The sequence below is a fragment of the Aestuariibaculum scopimerae genome (genome assembly GCF_059428085.1).
This window is the reverse complement of record NZ_CM182089.1, coordinates 554731-575209: the sequence shown is the minus strand read 5'-3', so window position 1 is coordinate 575209 and position 20479 is coordinate 554731. Positions and strand designations below refer to the sequence as shown.

The 20479-nt window shown below is 36.9% G+C and carries 15 protein-coding genes; 7 read left to right on the top strand and 8 right to left on the bottom strand.

The window, feature by feature from the left end; genetic code table 11:
* From AC5SR4_RS02745 to AC5SR4_RS02730, 4 genes are all read right to left on the bottom strand, one after another.
* Nucleotides 1–552 carry a sigma-70 family RNA polymerase sigma factor gene (locus AC5SR4_RS02745; protein WP_495358005.1) on the bottom strand — a complete coding sequence of 184 codons (552 nt, stop codon included), beginning with the start codon at nt 550–552 and terminating at the stop codon, nt 1–3.
* A 57-nt stretch (nt 553–609) separates the two neighbouring features.
* Entirely contained in the window at nt 610–2640 is a 2031-nt protein-coding gene (locus AC5SR4_RS02740; protein ID WP_495358004.1) for a M3 family metallopeptidase, read from the bottom strand.
* Between the two features lie 144 nt (nt 2641–2784).
* Nucleotides 2785–3267: a 5-(carboxyamino)imidazole ribonucleotide mutase gene (gene purE / locus AC5SR4_RS02735; protein WP_495358003.1), complete on the bottom strand. Its 483-nt coding sequence runs from the start codon at nt 3265–3267 to the stop codon at nt 2785–2787.
* Between the two features lie 2 nt (nt 3268–3269).
* On the bottom strand, nt 3270–4424 hold the full coding sequence (locus AC5SR4_RS02730) for a 5-(carboxyamino)imidazole ribonucleotide synthase (RefSeq protein ID WP_495358002.1): 1155 nt from the start codon (nt 4422–4424) through the stop codon (nt 3270–3272).
* 151 nt (nt 4425–4575) lie between these two features.
* Here AC5SR4_RS02730 and AC5SR4_RS02725 point away from each other — a divergent pair, with 151 nt between their 5' ends.
* The 4 genes from AC5SR4_RS02725 to AC5SR4_RS02710 all read left to right on the top strand — a co-directional run bounded on the left by AC5SR4_RS02725 (nt 4576) and on the right by AC5SR4_RS02710 (nt 8189).
* Nucleotides 4576–5685: an adenylate kinase gene (locus AC5SR4_RS02725; RefSeq protein WP_495358001.1), complete on the top strand. Its 1110-nt coding sequence runs from the start codon at nt 4576–4578 to the stop codon at nt 5683–5685.
* A gap of 87 nt (nt 5686–5772) precedes the next feature.
* The gene (gene obgE, locus AC5SR4_RS02720) at nt 5773–6786 is read left to right on the top strand and encodes a GTPase ObgE (RefSeq protein ID WP_495358000.1); all 1014 of its coding nucleotides are present in this window, start codon (nt 5773–5775) and stop codon (nt 6784–6786) included.
* A 68-nt stretch (nt 6787–6854) separates the two neighbouring features.
* On the top strand, nt 6855–7379 hold the full coding sequence (locus AC5SR4_RS02715; protein ID WP_495357999.1) for a DUF4136 domain-containing protein: 525 nt from the start codon (nt 6855–6857) through the stop codon (nt 7377–7379).
* An 84-nt stretch (nt 7380–7463) separates the two neighbouring features.
* Entirely contained in the window at nt 7464–8189 is a 726-nt protein-coding gene (locus tag AC5SR4_RS02710) for an SDR family oxidoreductase (protein ID WP_495357998.1), read from the top strand.
* A 2-nt stretch (nt 8190–8191) separates the two neighbouring features.
* Here AC5SR4_RS02710 and AC5SR4_RS02705 read toward each other — a convergent pair whose 3' ends face one another.
* Genes AC5SR4_RS02705 through AC5SR4_RS02695 form a run of 3 tightly spaced genes read right to left on the bottom strand, consistent with a single transcriptional unit; the run spans nt 8192 to nt 16197 of the window.
* Entirely contained in the window at nt 8192–9580 is a 1389-nt protein-coding gene (locus AC5SR4_RS02705) for a T9SS type A sorting domain-containing protein (RefSeq protein WP_495357997.1), read from the bottom strand.
* Complete coding sequence (locus AC5SR4_RS02700) at nt 9577–10101, bottom strand: hypothetical protein (RefSeq protein WP_495357996.1); 525 nt, start codon at nt 10099–10101, stop codon at nt 9577–9579. The genes AC5SR4_RS02705 and AC5SR4_RS02700 overlap by 4 nt, the downstream gene beginning before the upstream one ends.
* Nucleotides 10102–10146: 45 nt before the next feature.
* Nucleotides 10147–16197 carry an alpha-2-macroglobulin family protein gene (locus tag AC5SR4_RS02695; protein ID WP_495359150.1) on the bottom strand — a complete coding sequence of 2017 codons (6051 nt, stop codon included), beginning with the start codon at nt 16195–16197 and terminating at the stop codon, nt 10147–10149.
* A 262-nt stretch (nt 16198–16459) separates the two neighbouring features.
* On the opposite strand from AC5SR4_RS02695, the gene AC5SR4_RS02690 reads away from it, so the two are divergent.
* From AC5SR4_RS02690 to AC5SR4_RS02680, 3 genes are all read left to right on the top strand, one after another.
* The gene (locus tag AC5SR4_RS02690) at nt 16460–17413 is read left to right on the top strand and encodes a tetratricopeptide repeat protein (RefSeq protein ID WP_495357995.1); all 954 of its coding nucleotides are present in this window, start codon (nt 16460–16462) and stop codon (nt 17411–17413) included.
* A 332-nt stretch (nt 17414–17745) separates the two neighbouring features.
* On the top strand, nt 17746–19101 hold the full coding sequence (locus tag AC5SR4_RS02685) for a UDP-N-acetylmuramate--L-alanine ligase (RefSeq protein ID WP_495357994.1): 1356 nt from the start codon (nt 17746–17748) through the stop codon (nt 19099–19101).
* A gap of 111 nt (nt 19102–19212) precedes the next feature.
* On the top strand, nt 19213–19719 hold the full coding sequence (locus AC5SR4_RS02680) for a hypothetical protein (RefSeq protein WP_495357993.1): 507 nt from the start codon (nt 19213–19215) through the stop codon (nt 19717–19719).
* Nucleotides 19720–19801: 82 nt separating this feature from the next.
* On the opposite strand, the gene AC5SR4_RS02675 is transcribed toward AC5SR4_RS02680, so the two are convergent.
* Entirely contained in the window at nt 19802–20002 is a 201-nt protein-coding gene (locus AC5SR4_RS02675) for a sigma factor-like helix-turn-helix DNA-binding protein (protein WP_495357992.1), read from the bottom strand.
* Nucleotides 20003–20479: the final 477 nt, after the last annotated feature.

The window sequence follows — 20479 nt, the reverse complement described above, 5'->3', positions numbered from 1 at the left end:
TTAAAACCAATTTTCTTTTAGGCAATCGGCCATAGCGGTACGTGCTCTATGAATAATTACCCAAAGGTTAGACGCTGTAATATTCAATTCATTACAAATGACTTCCGTTTCATACCCTTCAATGGTTTTCATTCTGAAAACTTCGGCTTGTTTTTCAGGTAATTTGTTCAAGCAATTTAGAATGGCATCCCCTAGTTCACTATTTTGCATAGTGTCTTCTGCTGTTTTGTCAAAAGGATCAGCTACGCGTTCTTCAAGCCAATCACCTTCAGTTTCATTATCATTATAGTTTATTCGTACTTCGGCTTTTCCTTTGTTTGAGTTTATTTTACGGTAATGGTCAATAATCTTTCGTTTTAAAATAGAAATTAACCAAGTGCGCTCACTTGCTTCCCCTTTAAAGTTTTTCATAGACTTTAAACCCGCAAAAAAAGTGTCTTGAACCAAATCTTGTGCAATTTCCCTATCATTAACACGTGAAATGGTGTAATTATAGAGATAATCAGAATATAAATCGATCCAGTTGTTTGGATTAATTTGATGGTTAGACATTATTGCGCAACTTTTATTTTCCCAAAAATAGGATAAAAAAATGAATATTTTACCAATCTAAATCAATCCAGCACGTTTCAACAAAGCATCTGGTTTTGGTGCTTGTCCTCTAAAACGTTTGTAAAGTACCATAGGGTCTTCGGTACCCCCTTTGCTTAGTACATTGTCTTTAAATTTGGTACCCACTTCTTTGTTAAAAATACCCACTTCTTTAAAATATTCGAAAGCATCGGCATCTAATACCTCGGCCCACTTATAACTATAATAGCCCGAAGCATAACCACCTTGGAATATGTGCGAGAATGACGTGCTCATGCAATTATCTGTAACTTCAGGATACAAGCTAGTGTTTTTAAAGGCTTCAACTTCATGTGCTTTAACATCGTTAATGCCTGTAGGGTCTTGTCCATGCCAACTCAAGTCCAATAACCCAAAGCTTAATTGACGCAGTGTTTGCATACCCTCAAGGAAAGTAGCCGATTCCTTGATTCTATTTACCAAATCCATAGGAATCACTTCACCAGTTTCATAATGGGTTGCAAAGAGTTCTAAAGCTTCTTTTTCATAGCACCAATTTTCCATAACCTGACTGGGCAATTCTACAAAATCCCAAAACACACTTGTACCCGATAGGCTGGGGTAAGTAGTATTGGCAAGCATGCCGTGCAGTGCATGGCCAAATTCATGAAACAAAGTAGTAACTTCATTGAACGTCAATAAAGAAGGCTTACTTTTTGTTGGTTTTGTGAAGTTACAAACAATGGACACATGGGGTCTTTCAACTAAACCATCTTTTATAGATTGGGGTTTATAGGATGTCATCCAAGCACCATTACGTTTTCCTGCTCTTGGGAAAAAATCTGCGTAGAAAATAGAAATCAAGTCACCTTTGTTGTCTGTTACCTTATAGGTTAAAACATCCTCGTGATATTTATCGATTGTGTCTATTTCTTCAAAGTGTAAATCAAATAGTTTGTTTGCTACAGTAAAAGCGCCCTTAATAACATGCTCTAATTTAAAATAAGGCTTTAGTTTTTCATCATCTAAATCAAAAAGCTTTTGTTTGAGTTTTTCTGAATAGTAGGCGCCATCCCATTTTTCTAAATGGTCTATATTATCTAAGGTTTTTGCAAAATCTTGAAGGTTGTTAAATTCGCGTTCTGCAGCAGGCTTGGCTTTTTCCAATAATTCATTTAAAAAGCTATCAACGCCTTCGGGGGTCTTGGCCATGCGCTCTTCCAATACAAAATGAGCGTGGGTTTTATACCCTAATAATTGGGCACGCTTAAACCTTAGGTTTGCAATTTCTAAAACAATAGCTTGGTTGTCTAAAGCGTCTTTATGAAACCCTTTGCTGCCTGCTGCCAAAGCCAATTTTTTTCTAAGAGCTCGATTGTCAGCATAAGTCATAAAGGGTACATAGCTTGGATAATCTAAAGAAAACATCCAACCATCTTTATCCTTGCTTTCAGCAAGTTGTTTAGCGGCTTCTATAGTGCCTTCAGGTAAACCGGAAAGGTCGGCCTCATCAGTAATTAACATTTCAAACTTATTAGTTTCGGCCAAGACATTTTCACCAAATTTAAGTTTTAACTGACTCAGTTTTTTATCAATATCCCTAAGAGTTTCTTTTTTGTCATCTGATAAATTGGCACCGTTTCTTGAAAAGTTTTTGTACTTTTTGTCCAGAAGGGTTTGTTGTTCTGTTGTTAAATTCAAGGTGTCTTTGGTGTTGTAAATTGATTTTACGCGCTCAAATAATGCTTGGTTTAATGTAATGTCATTACTAAACTCCGATAGTAAAGGTGATATTTCTTGGGCCAGCTTTTGAATGGTATCATTGGTTTCGGCAGAATTTAAGTTAAAGAATATACTAGAAATACGATCCAATTGTTCACCAGAAAATTCTAAGGCTTCAACAGTGTTTTTAAAAGTTGGTGCTTCGGCATTATTTACTATGGCGTCAATTTCATTTTTAGCGTCTTCAATAGCTTTTTTAATTGCAGGAAGAAAGTCGTTATTATCAATCTGTGAAAATGGAGCGGTATTATATGGAGTGTCAAATTTTTTTAATAAGATGTTTGTCATTTTAGTAATAAATATGTTAAAATAAAAATTTATTATGTATGCATAATAAATTTTTTGTACTTTTGCATTAATCAATTTAAGAGTGACTAACTCAAATAAATTATTGTTAATAGCTATGAAAACCTCGAAATGTTTCGAGGTTTTTTATTTTAAGTCTTTGGCAGATTCGAAAACCTTTTGTTTTAAACTCTCTTTGTAGTCTATAATCTTATCCAAAACAGCAGCATTGTTAGAACCAATAATTTGCGCTGCTAAAATACCAGCATTTTTGGCTCCGTTTAAAGCGACTGTTGCAACAGGAACCCCACCTGGCATTTGTAAAATAGATAAAACAGAATCCCAACCATCAATGGAATTGCTACTTTTTACTGGAACCCCAATAACGGGCAATGGCGATAAAGAGGCTATCATGCCTGGTAAGTGTGCCGCCCCACCAGCACCAGCAATAATAACAACAATATCTCGGGTATGGGCATTTTTACCATAATCAAATAATTTTTCTGGTGTTCTATGAGCAGAAACAATGTCTACTTCAACGTCAATATTAAAATCTTTAAGAATATCTATAGCGTCTTGCATCACAGGCAAATCGCTTTTACTTCCCATAATAATTCCTACTTTTTGCATAATTATCGGCTTATTACTTTAATTGTTTTTTTTACTTCTTCTGCTACACTTCTTGCTTTGCTTAAATCTTCGTTAACAATGGTTACGTGTCCCATTTTTCTAAATGGTCTGGTTTCCTTTTTTCCATATATATGAGGTGTAACACCATCTAGATTCATGATGGCTTCTATATTTTGGTAAACCACATGTCCTTGATAACCTTCAGCACCAACCAAATTTACCATAACACCTCCAACTTTACTATCGGTACGACCTAGTGGCAAGTCTAAAATAGCCCTAAGATGTTGTTCAAATTGTGATGTATAACTAGCTTCAATAGTTTGGTGTCCAGAGTTGTGAGGTCTTGGTGCCACTTCATTTATTAAGATGTCATCCTGCTGTGTTTGGAACATTTCAACAGCCAAAAGCCCAACATGGTTAAATGCTTTAGAGGTTTTAATGGCTACATCTATGGCTTTTTTAGTTACAGCTTCTGGTATTCTTGCTGGGCAAATAACATACTCTACTTGGTTGGCCTCTGGATGAAATTCCATTTCAACTACTGGGAACGTTTTAGTGTCTCCCGATACATTCCTGGCTACAATAACGGCCAATTCATTTTTAAAGGGTACTAAGTTTTCAGCAATGCATTCTATATTGGGCAAGCCTTCTAAATCTGTCATGGATTTTACAATTTTTACACCAGTGCCATCATAACCAAACTGTGCAGATTTCCAAACAAAGGGTAATGATAATCCACCGTGATTGATGGCTTCAACTATTTCAGAAGTATAGGCAAACCTTGAAAATGGTGCTGTAGGCAAATTGTGGTCTATATAAAACAGTTTTTGTTTGGCTTTATTCTGTATGGTTCGCAATGTTTTAGAGGCAGGATACACTTTAACACCTTCTTTTTCCAAAGCTTCTAAAGCCTCTACATTTACATTTTCAATTTCAATAGTCAATACATCAACAAGTTTCCCAAAATTATATACAGCATCATAATCCATTAAATCACCCAAATAAAACTCATTACTCGCTATTTTACAAGGGGCTTCCTTGCTAGCATCTAAAACACAGGTGTAAATATCAAATTTTCTAGTGTCGTTAAGTAGCATTTTACCCAATTGGCCACCACCAAGAATGCCTAGTTTAAAATTTGAAGAAAAATAGTTCATTACCCAGTTTTTAAAAGAAATTAATTCGATTGTATTGATAAATGTTACGCAAAAATACACTTAAATATGAATTAGTCCCTAAATCATAATTCAAAAAATGGTTATTACTTAATCTATTGATTATCTTTGCTGCTTTATTAAATTAATTACCGTGATAAAGCTACACGATAAATATTTTAAACCATTTATTTCTGCAGAAGAAATAGACCAAGCCATGGAACGCATGGTAAGTGAAATAGTCCAAGATGTTGGAGATGAAATTCCAGTATTTGTAGGCATCTTGAATGGGTCCTTTATGGTGGTAAGTGATTTTGTGAAAAAGTATCCAAAACCTTGCGAGGTAACATTTATAAAGTTAGCGTCTTATGAAGGCGTTAAATCTACCGAAGATATTCAAAGGCTTATTGGTTTAACCCAAGACTTAACAGGACGTACGGTTATTATTTTAGAAGATATTATAGACACGGGAAATACACTGGCAGAAGTACACCGAATTTTTAAGAATGAAAAGGTTAAATCTTTAAAAATAGCAACCCTCTTTTACAAACCCGAGGCATATAAGAAAGACTTTAAATTACATTATATAGGTATAGAAATACCAAACAAGTTTATAGTAGGCTATGGGTTGGATTATGACGGCCTAGGTAGAAACATACCAGAAGTATATCAAATAAAAGAAACACAATACATGACAAACTTAGTATTATTTGGTCCTCCAGGGGCTGGTAAAGGAACACAAGCAGAATTTTTAAAAGAAAAGTATAAATTGGTTCACATTTCCACAGGCGATGTTTTTAGATACAATATTAAGAACGAAACCGCTTTGGGCATGTTGGCTAAATCTTATATGGATAAAGGCGCGTTGGTTCCAGACCAAGTAACTATAGATATGTTAGAAGCTGAAGTTGAAAAAAATACCGATGCTAACGGATTTATTTTTGATGGATTCCCTCGAACAAATGCACAAGCCGAAGCATTGGATAAATTAATGGATAGCAAAGACTCGCAAATTAATGCCATGATAGCCTTAGAAGTTGATGATGAAATTTTGGTACAACGCTTATTGGGTAGAGGTAAAACCAGTGGGCGTGCCGATGATGCCGATGAATCCATCATTAGAAATAGAATTACAGAATACTATAACAAAACGGCTATTTTAAAAGATTACTATTCCGACCAAGATAAATATTACGGTGTAGATGGTGTGGGCAGTATAGAGGATATTACCTTACGCTTAAGTAATGTAATAGATAAATTATAGAGCATCTATTGGAAAATAGAGCGCTTCGGTTTTAAAGCCTGAAGCGTTTAATAAACTTTTCAACTTTACAAACTTTTAAACTGGGTTATGACTGAAGGCAATTTCGTTGATTACGTAAAAATGTATGTGAGTTCTGGTAATGGAGGCAAAGGCTCCGCGCATTTACATCGCGAAAAATATGTTGCTAAAGGAGGGCCCGATGGTGGCGATGGTGGTAGAGGAGGTCACGTTATTATTAAAGGAAACTCAAACCTTTGGACGCTACTGCACTTAAAGTTTAAAAAACATGTTAGGGCAAGTCATGGCGAGCACGGTGCTAAAAGCCGTAGTTTTGGAGCCGATGGTGAAGACGCTTATATAGAGGTGCCACTAGGGACTGTAGTGCGTGATACTGAAACCAACCAGGTTGTTTTTGAGATTACCGAACATGGTGAAGAAAAAATCATTGCAGAAGGTGGTAAAGGCGGACTTGGAAATTGGCATTTTAAAACAGCAACCAATCAAACACCCCGATATGCACAACCTGGAATACAAGGAGAGGAAAAGCATATAACCATGGAGTTAAAAGTATTGGCCGATGTTGGGCTGGTAGGCTTTCCAAATGCTGGTAAATCCACATTATTATCCGTTATTACATCTGCAAAACCAAAGATAGCCGATTATGAATTTACAACTCTAAAACCTAATTTAGGCATTGTAGAGTATCGTGATTTTCAAACATTTATAATGGCAGATATACCGGGCATTATTGAGGGAGCAGCAGAAGGTAAGGGGCTAGGGCACTATTTTTTACGCCATATAGAGCGAAACTCCATTTTACTGTTTTTAATTCCTGCTGATGCTGTTAACATAAAAAAACAGTATGATATTCTCTTGGATGAGCTACGGCGTTACAATCCTGAGATGTTAGATAAAGAACGCTTAATAGCCATTTCAAAATGCGATATGCTGGATGAAGAATTAAAGGCAGAACTTAAGCAAGAGTTAGATAACGAATTGCCAATTCCGTACGTATTTATATCATCTGTTGCGCAGCAAGGTATCACACAATTAAAAGATATGTTGTGGAAAATGCTGAATGTAGAGCCCGATAACCAGTAACATAACATGTTAAAATTTAAATGATGGAATAATTTTTGATTAATTTTAGAAGTTTAAACTTAATTAAAATGAAAAATATCACCTTTACACTGCTCGTTTTGTTAATTGTATCATGTGCTCCCATTCGTGTTAATTACGACTATGAAAAAGGGACCAACTTCACTCAATATAAAACCTATAATTATTACAGTGATATGAACACGGGTTTAAGTGAATTAGACACCAAGCGCTTTTTAGATGCCCTAGATGCTAAATTGCTATCAAAAGGATACCGTCTTTCAGAAAATCCAGATTTCTTTATTGATGTAAAAAGCAGTCAGTACCAAGAAGCACAACGGCAAAGTGTAGGTGTAGGATTAGGCGGAGGTGGCCGTAATGTTGGCGGAGGTATTTCTATTGGGTTACCTATAGGCCAGGCCAATATAAATCGACAAATAATTATTGATTTTGTTGATGAGAACAAAAAACAATTGTTTTGGCAAGCGGTTAGTGAATCCAGCTTTAGCCCTAATGCTACACCAGAAAAACGAGAAGAACAATTAAATGCCATTGTAGAAAAAGTCTTCTCTCAGTATCCACCTAAGCAGAAATGATATAAACTTTATAATTATCATAACATAATATGTTCTGCAAATAATTTTTGATTTTGTAGTTTTACTCAAAAGCAATCAAAAATTATGAGTACACTAAAAAATAAAGTAGCCCTTATTACAGGAGGCTCTAAGGGTATTGGATATGGCATTGCACAAGCATTACTTAATGAAGGCATTCATGTAGCTGTAACCAGTAGAGAAAATGCCTCTGCTCAAAAAGCTGCAGACGCGCTTAATTCCAACACCACAACAGGAGCAAAAGCCATTGGTATAGAAGCCGATGTTAGAGATTATAAAAGTCAGCAACAAGCCGTAGAAACCGTTTTAAAGCATTTCAATCAGTTAGATGTTATGATAGCCAATGCTGGCGTAGGGCATTTTGCAAGTATTGAAGATATCACCGAAGCACAATGGTATCAAACTATAGACACCAACTTAACGGGTGTTTTTTATTCCATTAAATCCAGTGTAGCGGCCTTAAAAGCATCAAAAGGCTATTTCATTACTATCTCAAGTTTGGCTGGGACTAATTTCTTTGCTAAAGGGTCTGCATATAATGCTAGTAAGTTTGGGCTTACTGGTTTTACACAAGCCGTGATGTTAGATTTAAGACAGTATGGTGTTAAGGTAAGTACCATTATGCCAGGGTCGGTTTCTTCCTATTTTAATAACCGTACACCAACCGAAGATGAGGCTTGGAAGATTCAAATTGAAGACATAGGCGAATTGGTAGTAGATTTACTCAAAATGAATCCAAGAACCTTACCGAGTAAAATTGAAGTACGTCCAAGTATGCCTCCAAGTAAATAAATCTAGTTTTTAACAATGCGTTTACTGGCAATTAATATGTTATTGGCGTAGAAGTTGGCAATATATATACCTGCACTTAAATGGCTGATGTCTAGTTGAATCGGTTCAAAATTTGATATGGTTGTAGAGGTTACTTGTTTGCCATCTAAGCTCGTAATGTTTACTTTTAAAGAATTGTTTAAAGCGTTTTCAGCTTTAATGGCTATATAGGTGTTGGATGGGTTAGGGTATAGAGCGATATTAAAATGGTTTGTTTCGCTTGTAATATCTTCAATGCCCAATGTATTGTCTATGGTCCATGAAACCATATAAACATGAAAAGTATCATGGTTATCAACTCTCAGATTGGTAGTGGCATCTGTTACTGTAACCGATAAGGTGTTTATTCCAGAATCCAAATCGGTTTCTAAAATAGAAACAGCATCTACATTTGTGGCAAATTCACCAGAGTTTAAAGTCCATGTGCTTTCTAGAGTATTGGGCACAGGTTTTACCAAACTCAATTCAAAATCTATGGGAAAGCTTGAGTTATCAATTGAATTTGAGACAGGGGTATAAGAATCTATAGGATTAATAAGGGTGTGTATTTTTTCAATCATCCCTTCTTTACAAACGGAACAAAAGGGCACGTTCAAATAACGCATTTTACAATTTTGATGTGGCCGGTACCAACTTGCCGCGGTACCAGAAGTTGCATACGCATAAATGCCTATGCCATTATCGCCTATCCAGTTTTTCCATTTTACCAAACTCGGATCAGTTTCCTGGGTCATATTGATGGCTTCGGCCGCCAAAAGATCGCCGGGGTAATATTCATCTTTTAAATTAAATAGCGAATGCCCCAGTTCATGTATGGCTATTTCACTTGCACTAGTTCCTGTAGAGGCAAAAGGGTAGGTGCCGCCACTGCCGCCATACACATCGGAGTTCACTAGAATGATGGTCTGATCATACTCCGGAAAATTATTAGCAAGTACTGTACTTATTGTGGCATAATCTGAGCTATACAATAAGCGATGGTAGCCATAGCTATCATAGCTGGTATTAAAATAGGTGTCTGCCGAAGTGATTGGGGAAGCCGGCTCTGTAACATCTGTTGCCGTACCAGGGTGGTCTGAGCCACTCTCGTTAGAAGGCACCTTTATAGCATATACATTAAAATAATTACTGTATTCAGAAAATGGAGATTGCCCAAACATGGCGTTTATAAAACTATTGGCATCTATAATGAAGTCATCGAGTTCGCTTTCTTGGTATCCTTCACTTAAAATCACTAAGTTGATTCTTTTATCAGTATTGCCAGATAACTTTAAGGTCTCCACATCAAAGGTTTGGGCTGTGAGTTGTAACCCGCCAAAAATTAATATGATGCAATATACAAGTACTTTCATAGCGAAGTAATTGAGGTTTTATTAAGTACAGTCTGTTTACCCAAAGTATCATTAGCATTCAAAATGGTTATATACCTTGCTTGGGGTTCCAGTTTTAGCCTTAAAGTAAATTGTGCACTATCCAATACCAATGTTCTTACTTGGAATTTTTTAGAGTCATCCACATATTCTATAGTTTTTATAAGTGGGTTTTTTATAATAGTACTTTGTAATGTATTATTGTTTTTATCTAGTTGTAAACATTTTAAATCACCCGATTTTCCCGTTTCATCAACTAGTGTATTTTGGGTTTTTGCAGAACCGTTGGTAATGATTTTATTAATTAGTTTTATAGTGCTATCACCATAAGCATCTTTATAAATAGTATAATTTAAAAAGATAAGTTTAGATATTTTTTCAGGGGAATTGGTGGTTTCTAAAACAGTCTGTTTTAAAGCACACGCTGTTAAAAGCACACCTAGTATTAGGCTATAGGCTATAAGGGTTATATTTCTAAAAAGACACATTTTCAAAATGCTCATTTTAGGGGTAAAGTTACTAATTAAAACCGTAGTCCTTACATATAATTATTGAACCATGATACGAACGCCCTCACTATGACTGCTAAATTCAGGAGCATACATACTCTGTATCGTTGTAATTCCATTACTCATATTCCCCGCATTATTAACACGTAAATCATACTCAAACACATAAACACCTTTGGGTAAATAATCGAAAAAGAAATTGGTAGAAGCATCTTTTGTGGCTTCATAATACCCCAAACCATCTTGCCATTTGTATTCAGAAAGGACATTAATGGGTTCTAGTCCCGCGGCGCGCATATCTTTCATGTGTACAAATTCCATAGCACGATCACTTTGCAATTCAATACGAACACGTACCAAATCACCAACTTTTAAAGGTACCTCAGGAGAGATTTCTGAAATAACCTCACCACGATCTGTATTGGATTTAAGGAACAGTTTCTTTTTAAGTTGGAGTGGGGTAACTGCCGAGGTGATCTTATCCATATCTTCAAAATATTGCCAGTATAAACTGCCCCAGGCAATACCATCCCCTTTTTTGGTCAGTGTTACTTCGCCCATCTCAGGTTTAATTTCAGATCCCGACCAGGATGTTTTATAGTAACCTGTTCCTGCTTCCACTTTAACGCCTTCTAGTTTAGATGGTGTTATGGTTTCATTGCCCATTACTACATCTACCATATCGGTTACACTTAACCAATCACTTCCCTGAAGTAGTAAGGCATATACAGCATCGGTTGTGGCCTTAGTGGTTTTCCATCTATTGGTTTGCTTGTTTTTAAGCAGCCATATCTTAAGATTATCAATGGTCTTGGTATCGTTTTCAATTTCTGAAAACGCTTCAATAAGCAGGGCCTGGGTTTCAATAGGGGCTTGGTACCAAAACCAAGATGGGGTGTTTGCTTTCCAGTACATACCCAACTCATCAGACATGATGCTATGTTCTTTAAGTGATTTTATTATTTTGTTAGAAGTAAGGGTATCATCCATTCTATAAGTAACCAAAGCCATGAGGCCTTTGGCATATAACGAACGACTTAACCAATACGATTTAATTTGAGAATGGTAGTAGTTCATGATATCTGCCACCTCCTTAGAAACTTTAACATCTGGGAAAAAGCTACGCATGTATAAGTAATGCAACTGGGTGTAGCTTAGGTGGTCTTTACTTAAATCCACTTTGGTGTTGTATTTGGTAAGGTCTTTATATTCTTTAATAAACTGGGTGTCTAGATAAGCGATGGCGTTTTCTATCATCTTAGAACCTTCCACTCCGCTTAAGGCGACTCCAAGCTGTTTTAAGTGACCAAACCCAGTAATGATATGCTGTGTAATATATCTATTGGCACGACCGCCATTAAACCACGGCCAAGCACCAGACCCCATTTGGTTATTTTTTAGTTTATTGATGGAGCTTAGTAGTTCGTTGTTCATCTTATTCATATCGAACAAGAGGCCGATACGTTTTTTCTGTTCAGTTTCACTTTGTGCATCACGTAGCCAAGGAGTTTCCTGAATAAGTAAACTTTTTAGTTCATCATTTTTCTCAAGATTGGACATAAGAACATCTTGGGATTTCCACTGATTAAAAACGGCTTTGATTTTCGGATTGCTGTTCGCAATGTGGCTTGCCAATGCATTGGCATAATACCTGCTAAAGGTCTGTTCATTACACTCATAAGGGTATTCCATTAAATAAGGCAGGGCCTGTAAGGCATACCATGCCGGGTTGGAGGTCATTTCCAATGTTAGTTTATGGTGCTTGAGAGTAGTTGAGGTATTGGTTTTTAATTTGTCTAGCGTAAACGTTCTTGTTTCGTTACTACGAATCCACATAGGTAGGGTTTCGGTTACCAGCATACGGTTGGAAAGTACGGGTAGGGCATTTTGCTCACCATCGCTAAAATCTCCTGATTTGGCAATCACTTTATACTGAACCGCGTCTACGGTATCTGGAATGTTTAATGTCCAAGATACCTGGGTATTGCCTTTGGGATCTACTGCAAAAGGTTTGCTATGTTCTAAATTGTTAAGGGCGGTATTAATATCTGCACCACTAATAGCATCCGTTAAAACTAAATAGGCCTGACCAGAAAGTGGGTGAGGGCTCAAATTTGCAATTTTAGTGCTAATGGTTATTTGGTCGCCCTCACGTAAAAATCGGGGTGCATTGGGAATAACCATCAACTCTTTTTGGGTAACAGCAGTTAATGTTTTAGTAGCATGCTCTAAAGTTTTTGTATGTGCCAGTAGTTGTAGTTTCCATTGGGTTAAGGCTTCAGGCGTTGTAAAGTTAAAGCTAACATGACCATTAGTATCTGTTTGTAAGTGCGGGAAGAAAAAGGCGGTTTCTTCTAGATTTTTACGAATTTGAATATTTTCAAAATCAGTATCAATTTTTGTATTTACTCCATTGGAATTCTCCTCAATATTTTCACCATAACTGGTAACTACAACTTCATTTAAAGCTGTACTGTCACTTATTTTACTAAATGCTACTTCTTCAAGTTGCATTTCATCTTCAAGAACAATACCTGGTGCTCGACTTCCATATATGGCATTAGTACTCATCCCTCTTATCATAACGTTGCGATTACCAAAACGAAATCCAAACCAATTAAACGTATCATAGTATTGAGGTGCTGGGTAATTTAAAACGGTGCGCTCATTATAAACCCTAAAATATTTGGTACCAAAACTATTATAGGCTCTACTGTGGTTATTTGAAGCATAGTTGGTACTGTTTATTGGGTTAAAACTCCAAGAATGCGCTTTAAACTGGTCTAAAGAAGCATCGTACATACTGGCCAATAATTCTGCACTTACTTTTTCGCCTTTGGGGCCTTTTATAAGAAAGCTCCAGGTTTCATCCGTGCCAGGTTGTAGTTTGTCCCTAAAGGTATTGGTCTCAATATCTAAATCGGTACTAGGGTAGGGCACCGCAATATGTTTTGTGGCCGATTGAAAGCTGTTAAATGCCGCATAGCTGTAATGTACGGCAAAGCCCCCCATCGTTTCTTGGGTTACGGGAATACGGATTGTTTTTTTATCATTATTAAGTTTAATAACTTCGGTCTTTACAACTTTATGGTCTTTTTCAATCGTAACGGTTACATATAGATTGTTGGCTGCCGAAGCAAAAGTAATCATTGCCGTTTCACCAACTTTATAACTTGGTTGGTTACTGGTAACACTAAATAATTGATGGTCTGCCAAAGTGTTATCATCATCACTGTACAAGGTGGTTTTAATTTCATCCTTTACCAACTGCCCAAATTTATCATGACTTTCTAAGGCAATAAGGTATTGTCCAGATGTCCATTTTTTAATATTACCAAGTTTTAATTCCTTAGAAGTTTCAGTATCAAAGGCTGCTTCAAAAACCAAAGCGCCCTTGTCCCAGTTTTTGGCATCATGTTCATTGTTATAAGCATCATGAGGAAAGAGCGCCTTAAAACGGTCTTTAGAAAGGGCTTGATAATCGGGTGCTGCCCAGGGGCGTGTCCTTAAAACATGTTTAGGAGCTTTAAGTTTATAGATTTTTATGGTACCCGTTGCAGGTACAAACTCCCCATTTAAGTTTTTAGTGTCAATTTGTATACTGTGGTCTTTCTTGGTTTTATCTAAAGCAGACTGCAAAGACATGTTTGCAGTTAAAGCATGATAACCAACATTTACAATAGTAGAGGTACTACGGGTTTCACCATTTAAATCGGTTACATCGGCCGTTACTTCATAATTAAAAATGGGCAAGTTGTTTTTGTCAACGCTAGTATCTGGTTGCGCTTTAAAGGTAATATCAAAATTACCAGAAGCATCCGTTATGGTTTCGCCATGGGTAATTTCTTGGGGTTTACTGCTAAACCACGGGCGATACCAAAAATACCAACGCGGATACTGTACCTTACGGTGTACGCGATACACCACCTTAGCATCACTAATGCTACTGCCCGCATAGGCCATAGCATTTCCTTTTACAGTTACAGAATCGTTAACCTTAAACGTTTCGGTAATAGGCGTAAATTTAGCTTCAAATTTAGGGCGCTTATAAGCCTCAACAGAAAAATAGTGTTCTGTATAAAAATCTTCCTCCTCACCATCAAATTCAATATAGTATTCACCCGTTAAACCATCGTTGGGTAATATAAACGTTCCAGATACCGATCCGTATGCATTGGTAACCAATTCCAATTCCTGCACTTCATCATCATTAACATTATATAGTACAGCATAAACAGCTTCGTTGGCCACAACCTCCGATTTGTTGTTTTTGGTTTTAAGGGCTATGGCTTTAAAATGGACTGTTTGTCCGGGTCTGTAAATACTTCTATCGGTAAACAAAAAGGCTTTATAAGTAGTTTCAGGTTTGTCACGCTTATAATATCTATTAACATAGTAATTGCCAAAATAAGCCTGTTCGGTTTCATGCTTAACTTCAACAAATATATTTCTATAGCGATCACCATTCTTTTCTATTTCAATATAGCCTTGGCCATCTGTAATGTAGTTTTTATAATAGGTGCTTTGGTTGTTGTTTTCATTATAGCGTAACCTAACGGATGCGTTTTTAATGGGTTTGCCATTGTTTCTATCAACAATTTGAAAGCTTTTATAACGTTCGGTTTCCAATTCCACCAAAGCCAAATTAGTAACCTGTACAGTGCTAAAGGCAAAAGTGTCTTTATCTACCAGGGCCAATATTAAATAGGTGCCGTGGTCTAGTTTAGGTATAACGATCTCCGTATCATGGGTTTGGTAATCATGTTCATTACGTAAAGCACTGTTCCAGGCTTGCGTAGTTTCTAACGTATTTATAAAGGCCCACTGTTCCTCTTTGTTGTAAAGCTTGTTAAAAGCTTTTAATTTATTACGAGTTAATTTAAAAACCTTAAAAGAAAGGGTGTCTAGGTTTTTATAATTTACCAAAACCCTGGTGTGTTGCTGGATGGGTAAGAAGCTTTCTGTAGTAATCCGTAGAGATTGTTGCGTTATTTGTTGTTTTAGAATAGCACATTTTTCAGCAGCATGGCTTTTTGGGAATTTAGCGATAACCGCATTGCAAATGTCCATCGCGTCTTTAGCTTTCCAACGGTATTCATCATTTACCATAGGCTCGTATTGCTGGCTTTGGCCGTAATACACCGTAGCAATTTCAAAATCATAAAGTCCGGAGATAGCATTAGGTTCCAAAGCATGGCGTTCGGCCTTTAGAGTTTTTAGCAATAAGGCTTCCTTATCATCAAAAGTGGCATGCTTCTTTACAAACCTTAAGCGTTCCATATTCACATCAGTAAGTGCTAGAGGGGAAGCATCTTTGAGGTGGAACTGAATAAGGTCCTGATAAATTTTTAAAGCCTGTAATTGCAGCGATGTGGAATCTTTAGAAGTCAGTTGCAATCTTGAAAAGGTTTTGGCATCACTAATCAATTCAGGGTTGTCAATCTCAAACTTATAAGCAGGTTTTGTTATATGGGTTTCATCCGTTTTATAAAAATCAAGAGCTTCATGACTCAAAAAATCGAATAAAGTAGGACGGTATAATTTAGAATCTTTTTTAAGTACCAATAGCGCATCGAATGTTTCTAAGGGTTCTAATTGCAGCATTAGGCTACTTTGCAAGGACTGTTGGTATTGTAAATAGATTTCATCAAAAAGGGTTTGTAAATCCCAGGTTCTAAAATCATTGGTATTTACTTTTTCCTCCGTTTTGGTACGGTTATAGAACGTCCATCTATTCTGCATAAAATATTGCCAATATAAATTGGCCAATAAGCTGTGTAAAATATTTTTGGCGGGAAAGCTGGATTGGGCAATTTCAGCTTTAAAGTCGTTAATAATGTTTAATTGGGCATCTTCTTCCAGCACCAAGGCAAACTTGCTTTTAAAAAGCATTAACTTAATAAGTTGAGGTGTATTGTGGTCTTTGTGCGCTTTTACTTTAATAGGTTCTAGGGCCTTTAAGGCCGATTTTGGCAAGCCCTCCTTTTCATACTGTTCAACCTGTTCCCATAACGGGTCGTAGCCCTGTGCTTGGCCATGTGTAAAATGCATAGTAAAAAGCAGGAGGAGGAGTACCACGTAGCGGTTCAAGTATTGTAGAAAAAAGGAATTAAGGGATGCAAATTCTCCGTAGGAGATAGACCTATTGAATGCCCTGCGGGCAAAATGCTTTAATATTAAAAAATTCATCTTCCGAATATTTGTTTTTTCAAAACCTAGTGGGTTTTTGTGTTTCTCATTCAAAAGCCATTCCAAAAGCATAAAACCACAAACAATATTTTTAGAAGCATAAAGTTAGTTGTTTTAGTATTGAAAAAGAAAGTTTATTTTTGCATCCTATATCCATAGTCCCATGAGAATATTTATGTTGTTTTTATTAATGCCTGGGTTTATTTTGGGCCAGGCACCTCTTGATAAAGCCCAAGCCTATATAGATAAGCAACAATTTTTTGAAGCGGAGGTTATTACAAAGCAATATTTAAAAACCCACTCCAACCACTTACAGGCCATAGAAATGTTGGGTGATATATATAGCCATCAAAAAAAGTGGAATCAAGCCATAACCCAATATAAAACGCTAGTAGAAGCCAAACAGAACTATGCCAACTACCATTATAAGTATGGAGGCGCATTGGGAATGAAAGCCCTTTCAGTAAGCAAAATAAGTGCCTTAACCATTATAGGCGATGTAAAAGCAGCCTTTTTAAAAGCAGCACAGCTAGACCCCAACCATATAGAAACCCGTTGGGCCTTAGTAGAATTGTATATGCAATTGCCCAGTATTTTGGGAGGCAGTAAAAGCAAGGCTTTGGAATTTTCAGATGAACTGGAAGCCCTATCCAAAGTAGATGGTTATTTGGCTAAAGGCTATATCTATGAATACGATAAAGAAGTAGAACAAGCTGAAACCTATTATAAGAAAGCGATAGCCGAAGGCGGGTCCTTAACCTGTTTTGATAAGCTAACCAAACTTTACGAACAGGAAAGCGAACCCTTAAAGGCGATTGCAAACATAGAAGCAGCACAGCAAAAACACACCAAGAATGTATTGTATTATGAAATAGGAAGAATAGCAGCGCAGCACGGTACAGAACTTAAAAAAGGCGCCCTGTGTTTACGCATTTATTTAAAGTGTTATGTCCCCTCAGATGGCATTCCCAAAGCCTGGGCACATTACCGCTTGGCACAAATACATATGCTGCAAAACAATAAGCAAGAAGCTTTAAAGTATATTGATTTGGCTTTAGCAGAATTTCCCGAAACAGAACCCTTTATAGAGCAAAAAGAACATATTTTAGATATGTAGGTTGTTTTTGGTCGCAGTCTCGGTCGCAGTCTCGGTCGCAGTCTCGGTCGCAGTCTCGGTCGCAGTCGCAGTCGCAGTCTCGGTCTCAGTCTCAGTCTCAGTCTCGGCTACAAGTTAATCCCGTAAGTATGATCACGCTTGAGTAAACAGTCCTTAATCTTTCATCTAGCATCTAACATCCAGCATCTAACAGCAAAGCGGTCTAGTGTCTAGTGTCTAACAGCAAAGCAGTCTAGCATCCAGCATCCAACATCAAAGCCGTCCAACATCTAAAAAAAACATTCGTGAATTCGTGGCGAAAAAACTATATTTGAAACCAACAATCCAAACAAATGAACGTACATTTCATCGCCATAGGAGGTTCCGCCATGCACAATCTGGCTTTAGCATTACATAATAAGGGCTATCAAGTAACAGGAAGTGATGATGAGGTTTTTGAACCCTCCAAATCCAGATTACAAGCAAAAGGCTTACTGCCAGAAAGCTACGGCTGGTTTCCCGAAAAAATAACAACCAATCTAGACGCCGTGGTATTGGGCATGCACGCCAAAGCAGATAACCCCGAACTGCTAAAGGCCCAAGAGCTCAAATTAAAAATCTATTCCTATCCAGAGTTTTTATATGAGCAATCCAAACACAAAACCCGTGTAGTAATAGGAGGTAGCCACGGAAAAACCACCATAACATCCATGATTTTGCATGTTATGCATTACCACGATAAAGATGTAGATTATATGGTAGGTGCCCAACTAGAAGGCTTTGATGTTATGGTAAAACTAACCGAGCATAACGATTTTATTGTTTTAGAGGGCGACGAGTACCTAAGCTCACCCATCGATCCCCGTCCCAAGTTCCACCTATACAAACCCAATATTGCCTTGTTAAGTGGCATTGCCTGGGACCACATCAACGTATTTCCAACCTATGAAGACTACGTAAACCAGTTCCGCATATTTCTAGATTCCATAGTTCAGGGAGGCAGCATTACCTATAACGAAGAAGACCCAGAAGTACAGTTACTAGTAGGAGTATGCGAAAATACCATACGCAAAATAGCATACAAAACACCAGCCTATCGTGTAGAAAATGGGCAAACCCTATTAGAAACTCCAGAGGGCGATTTGCCTATAGAAGTTTTTGGCAAGCACAACCTAAATAATTTAGCAGGAGCCAAATGGATTTGCCAGCATATGGGCATTGACGAAGCCGATTTTTACGAAGCCATCACAACCTTTAAAGGCGCTAGCAAACGCTTAGAAAAAATAGCAGAAAGCAACACCAGTGTAGCCTATAAAGATTTTGCGCACTCGCCCAGTAAAGTACAGGCCACTACCAAAGCCGTAAAAGAACAGTATAGCAATCGTACCCTAGTAGCCTGTTTAGAGCTGCATACCTACAGTAGTTTAAATGCCGAATTTTTAAAAGAATACAAAGGCGCCCTAGATGCTGCCGACGTAGCTGTGGTGTTCTACTCCCCACATGCCGTAGCAATAAAAAAATTAGAAACCATAACCCACAAGCAAATAGCTGAGGCATTCCAACGGGAAGACCTAATTATCTACACCAACCCCGAAGATTTCAAGAATTTCCTGTTTTCGCAAGACTTTAATAATAAGGCGCTGTTGCTTATGAGCTCCGGTAATTATGGCGGATTGGATTTTAATACCGTTAACAAGTTGATTAACTAGTAGTTAGAGCTAAATAAAAATTTTAACTTTTCGCAACATAATAATTGTTTTATATTCGAGTGCTAACTCTCTGATAAATTTTTTTAAACAAATAATAAAAAAACAATCATTATGAATGATGAAATTAAAGAAGTTCTAAAAAAGAGCTTAGCAGGTAATCATGGTTCTGAAAAAAACAATCTCATTGCAGATACCATTAAGTTACTTATCGATTCACCGGACATTATGAGTCACGAAGTCCCTCACGATCTTCTTTTAAGATTAGATCCCATAGCCGATAAACTCAATCCCGATTACGATTTAAAGGTTATAGCGGATTTTGTGGATAGCATCCATCCTGTTTATAGATTTATTAAAGAGTTCGATTTCTCAACTCTGGAAAACGGTATCAATAATCTTGATAGTATGGAAGATTATTATAATATGCCGGATGATGACTGGGAATATATGGGATTGGTATTTAATTGGGCTTTTATAATTAGAATAGAATCCAAATTACGATGTTCGCCTTATGAAGAAAGAAAGATAGCCCCCTATAAATTCTTTGACTTAAAGAATTTTAAAGCCGTTGGAAAAGATGGTAAACCTTTAAGTAGTATTATGGGATTGATGATGTAATTTAAAAATATTTACTCATTTTAAAAATCAGCTGCGCTAAAAAAACAACTAGCGTAGCTGATACATTCGTGAATTCGTGGCGTTACATAGCATCAACCCGAAACCCCATCCTGTCAAATAAAATAAATAAGTAAATATCGTCTGCATCAAAGCCTTCCCGAATTTTTTGGAACGCATACCGCATTTGCGATTCCACCGTCTTAATAGAAACCCCTAGCTTATCCGCAATCTCTCGGTATTTATAACCCTTTTCCTTGCTTAAGTACAACACCTCCCTACACATAGCAGGTTAAGACTGTCATTTATAGCATTTTAAAATAAAGTAATCTCTGCTGTTGGGTAAGAAACATTATATGTGTAACACGTAGGATTGTATGTTAAAATTGTGTTAAAGTAGGTTGCTGCAGTAAGGGTTTTTGGTTTTTCAAACGTATTAGTAATAGATTTGGAATCAAAATGTCTGCAGGTTTGGTGTTTTGCAGATTTTGGTTTTTTAATATTTTTAATATTTTTTTTTCACTAAGATATGGCAGGTGTTGGTTATGGTGACTTCAAAATACACCTGCCTATCTTTTTTTGTGCCAATAGGATGCCCGGTTGATTAAAGCAAGAAAAGAGAATAGAGAGAAGAGAATAGAGAATCAAGGACAGCTAACCGACTTTACAACAAACAACTAAACATTTAAAGTAATAAGTGAGAATAAATTTCTTTATTAAAAGAAAAAGTTGTATATTTATGATGTAAAAATACCGCAGTCTG

What these genes read in the sequence shown, in the direction of transcription:
- AC5SR4_RS02715 (WP_495357999.1), top strand. Translation starts at nt 6,855, where the DNA reads ATGAAAAATATCACCTTTACACTGCTCGTTTTGTTAATTGTATCATGT.
- AC5SR4_RS02700 (WP_495357996.1), bottom strand. Translation starts at nt 10,101, where the DNA reads ATGAGCATTTTGAAAATGTGTCTTTTTAGAAATATAACCCTTATAGCC.
- purE (WP_495358003.1), bottom strand. Translation starts at nt 3,267, where the DNA reads ATGCAAAAAGTAGGAATTATTATGGGAAGTAAAAGCGATTTGCCTGTG.
- AC5SR4_RS02680 (WP_495357993.1), top strand. Translation starts at nt 19,213, where the DNA reads ATGAATGATGAAATTAAAGAAGTTCTAAAAAAGAGCTTAGCAGGTAAT.
- obgE (WP_495358000.1), top strand. Translation starts at nt 5,773, where the DNA reads ATGACTGAAGGCAATTTCGTTGATTACGTAAAAATGTATGTGAGTTCT.
- AC5SR4_RS02705 (WP_495357997.1), bottom strand. Translation starts at nt 9,580, where the DNA reads ATGAAAGTACTTGTATATTGCATCATATTAATTTTTGGCGGGTTACAA.
- AC5SR4_RS02730 (WP_495358002.1), bottom strand. Translation starts at nt 4,424, where the DNA reads ATGAACTATTTTTCTTCAAATTTTAAACTAGGCATTCTTGGTGGTGGC.
- AC5SR4_RS02740 (WP_495358004.1), bottom strand. Translation starts at nt 2,640, where the DNA reads ATGACAAACATCTTATTAAAAAAATTTGACACTCCATATAATACCGCT.
- AC5SR4_RS02745 (WP_495358005.1), bottom strand. Translation starts at nt 552, where the DNA reads ATGTCTAACCATCAAATTAATCCAAACAACTGGATCGATTTATATTCT.
- AC5SR4_RS02690 (WP_495357995.1), top strand. Translation starts at nt 16,460, where the DNA reads ATGAGAATATTTATGTTGTTTTTATTAATGCCTGGGTTTATTTTGGGC.
- AC5SR4_RS02675 (WP_495357992.1), bottom strand. Translation starts at nt 20,002, where the DNA reads ATGTGTAGGGAGGTGTTGTACTTAAGCAAGGAAAAGGGTTATAAATAC.
- AC5SR4_RS02710 (WP_495357998.1), top strand. Translation starts at nt 7,464, where the DNA reads ATGAGTACACTAAAAAATAAAGTAGCCCTTATTACAGGAGGCTCTAAG.
- AC5SR4_RS02685 (WP_495357994.1), top strand. Translation starts at nt 17,746, where the DNA reads ATGAACGTACATTTCATCGCCATAGGAGGTTCCGCCATGCACAATCTG.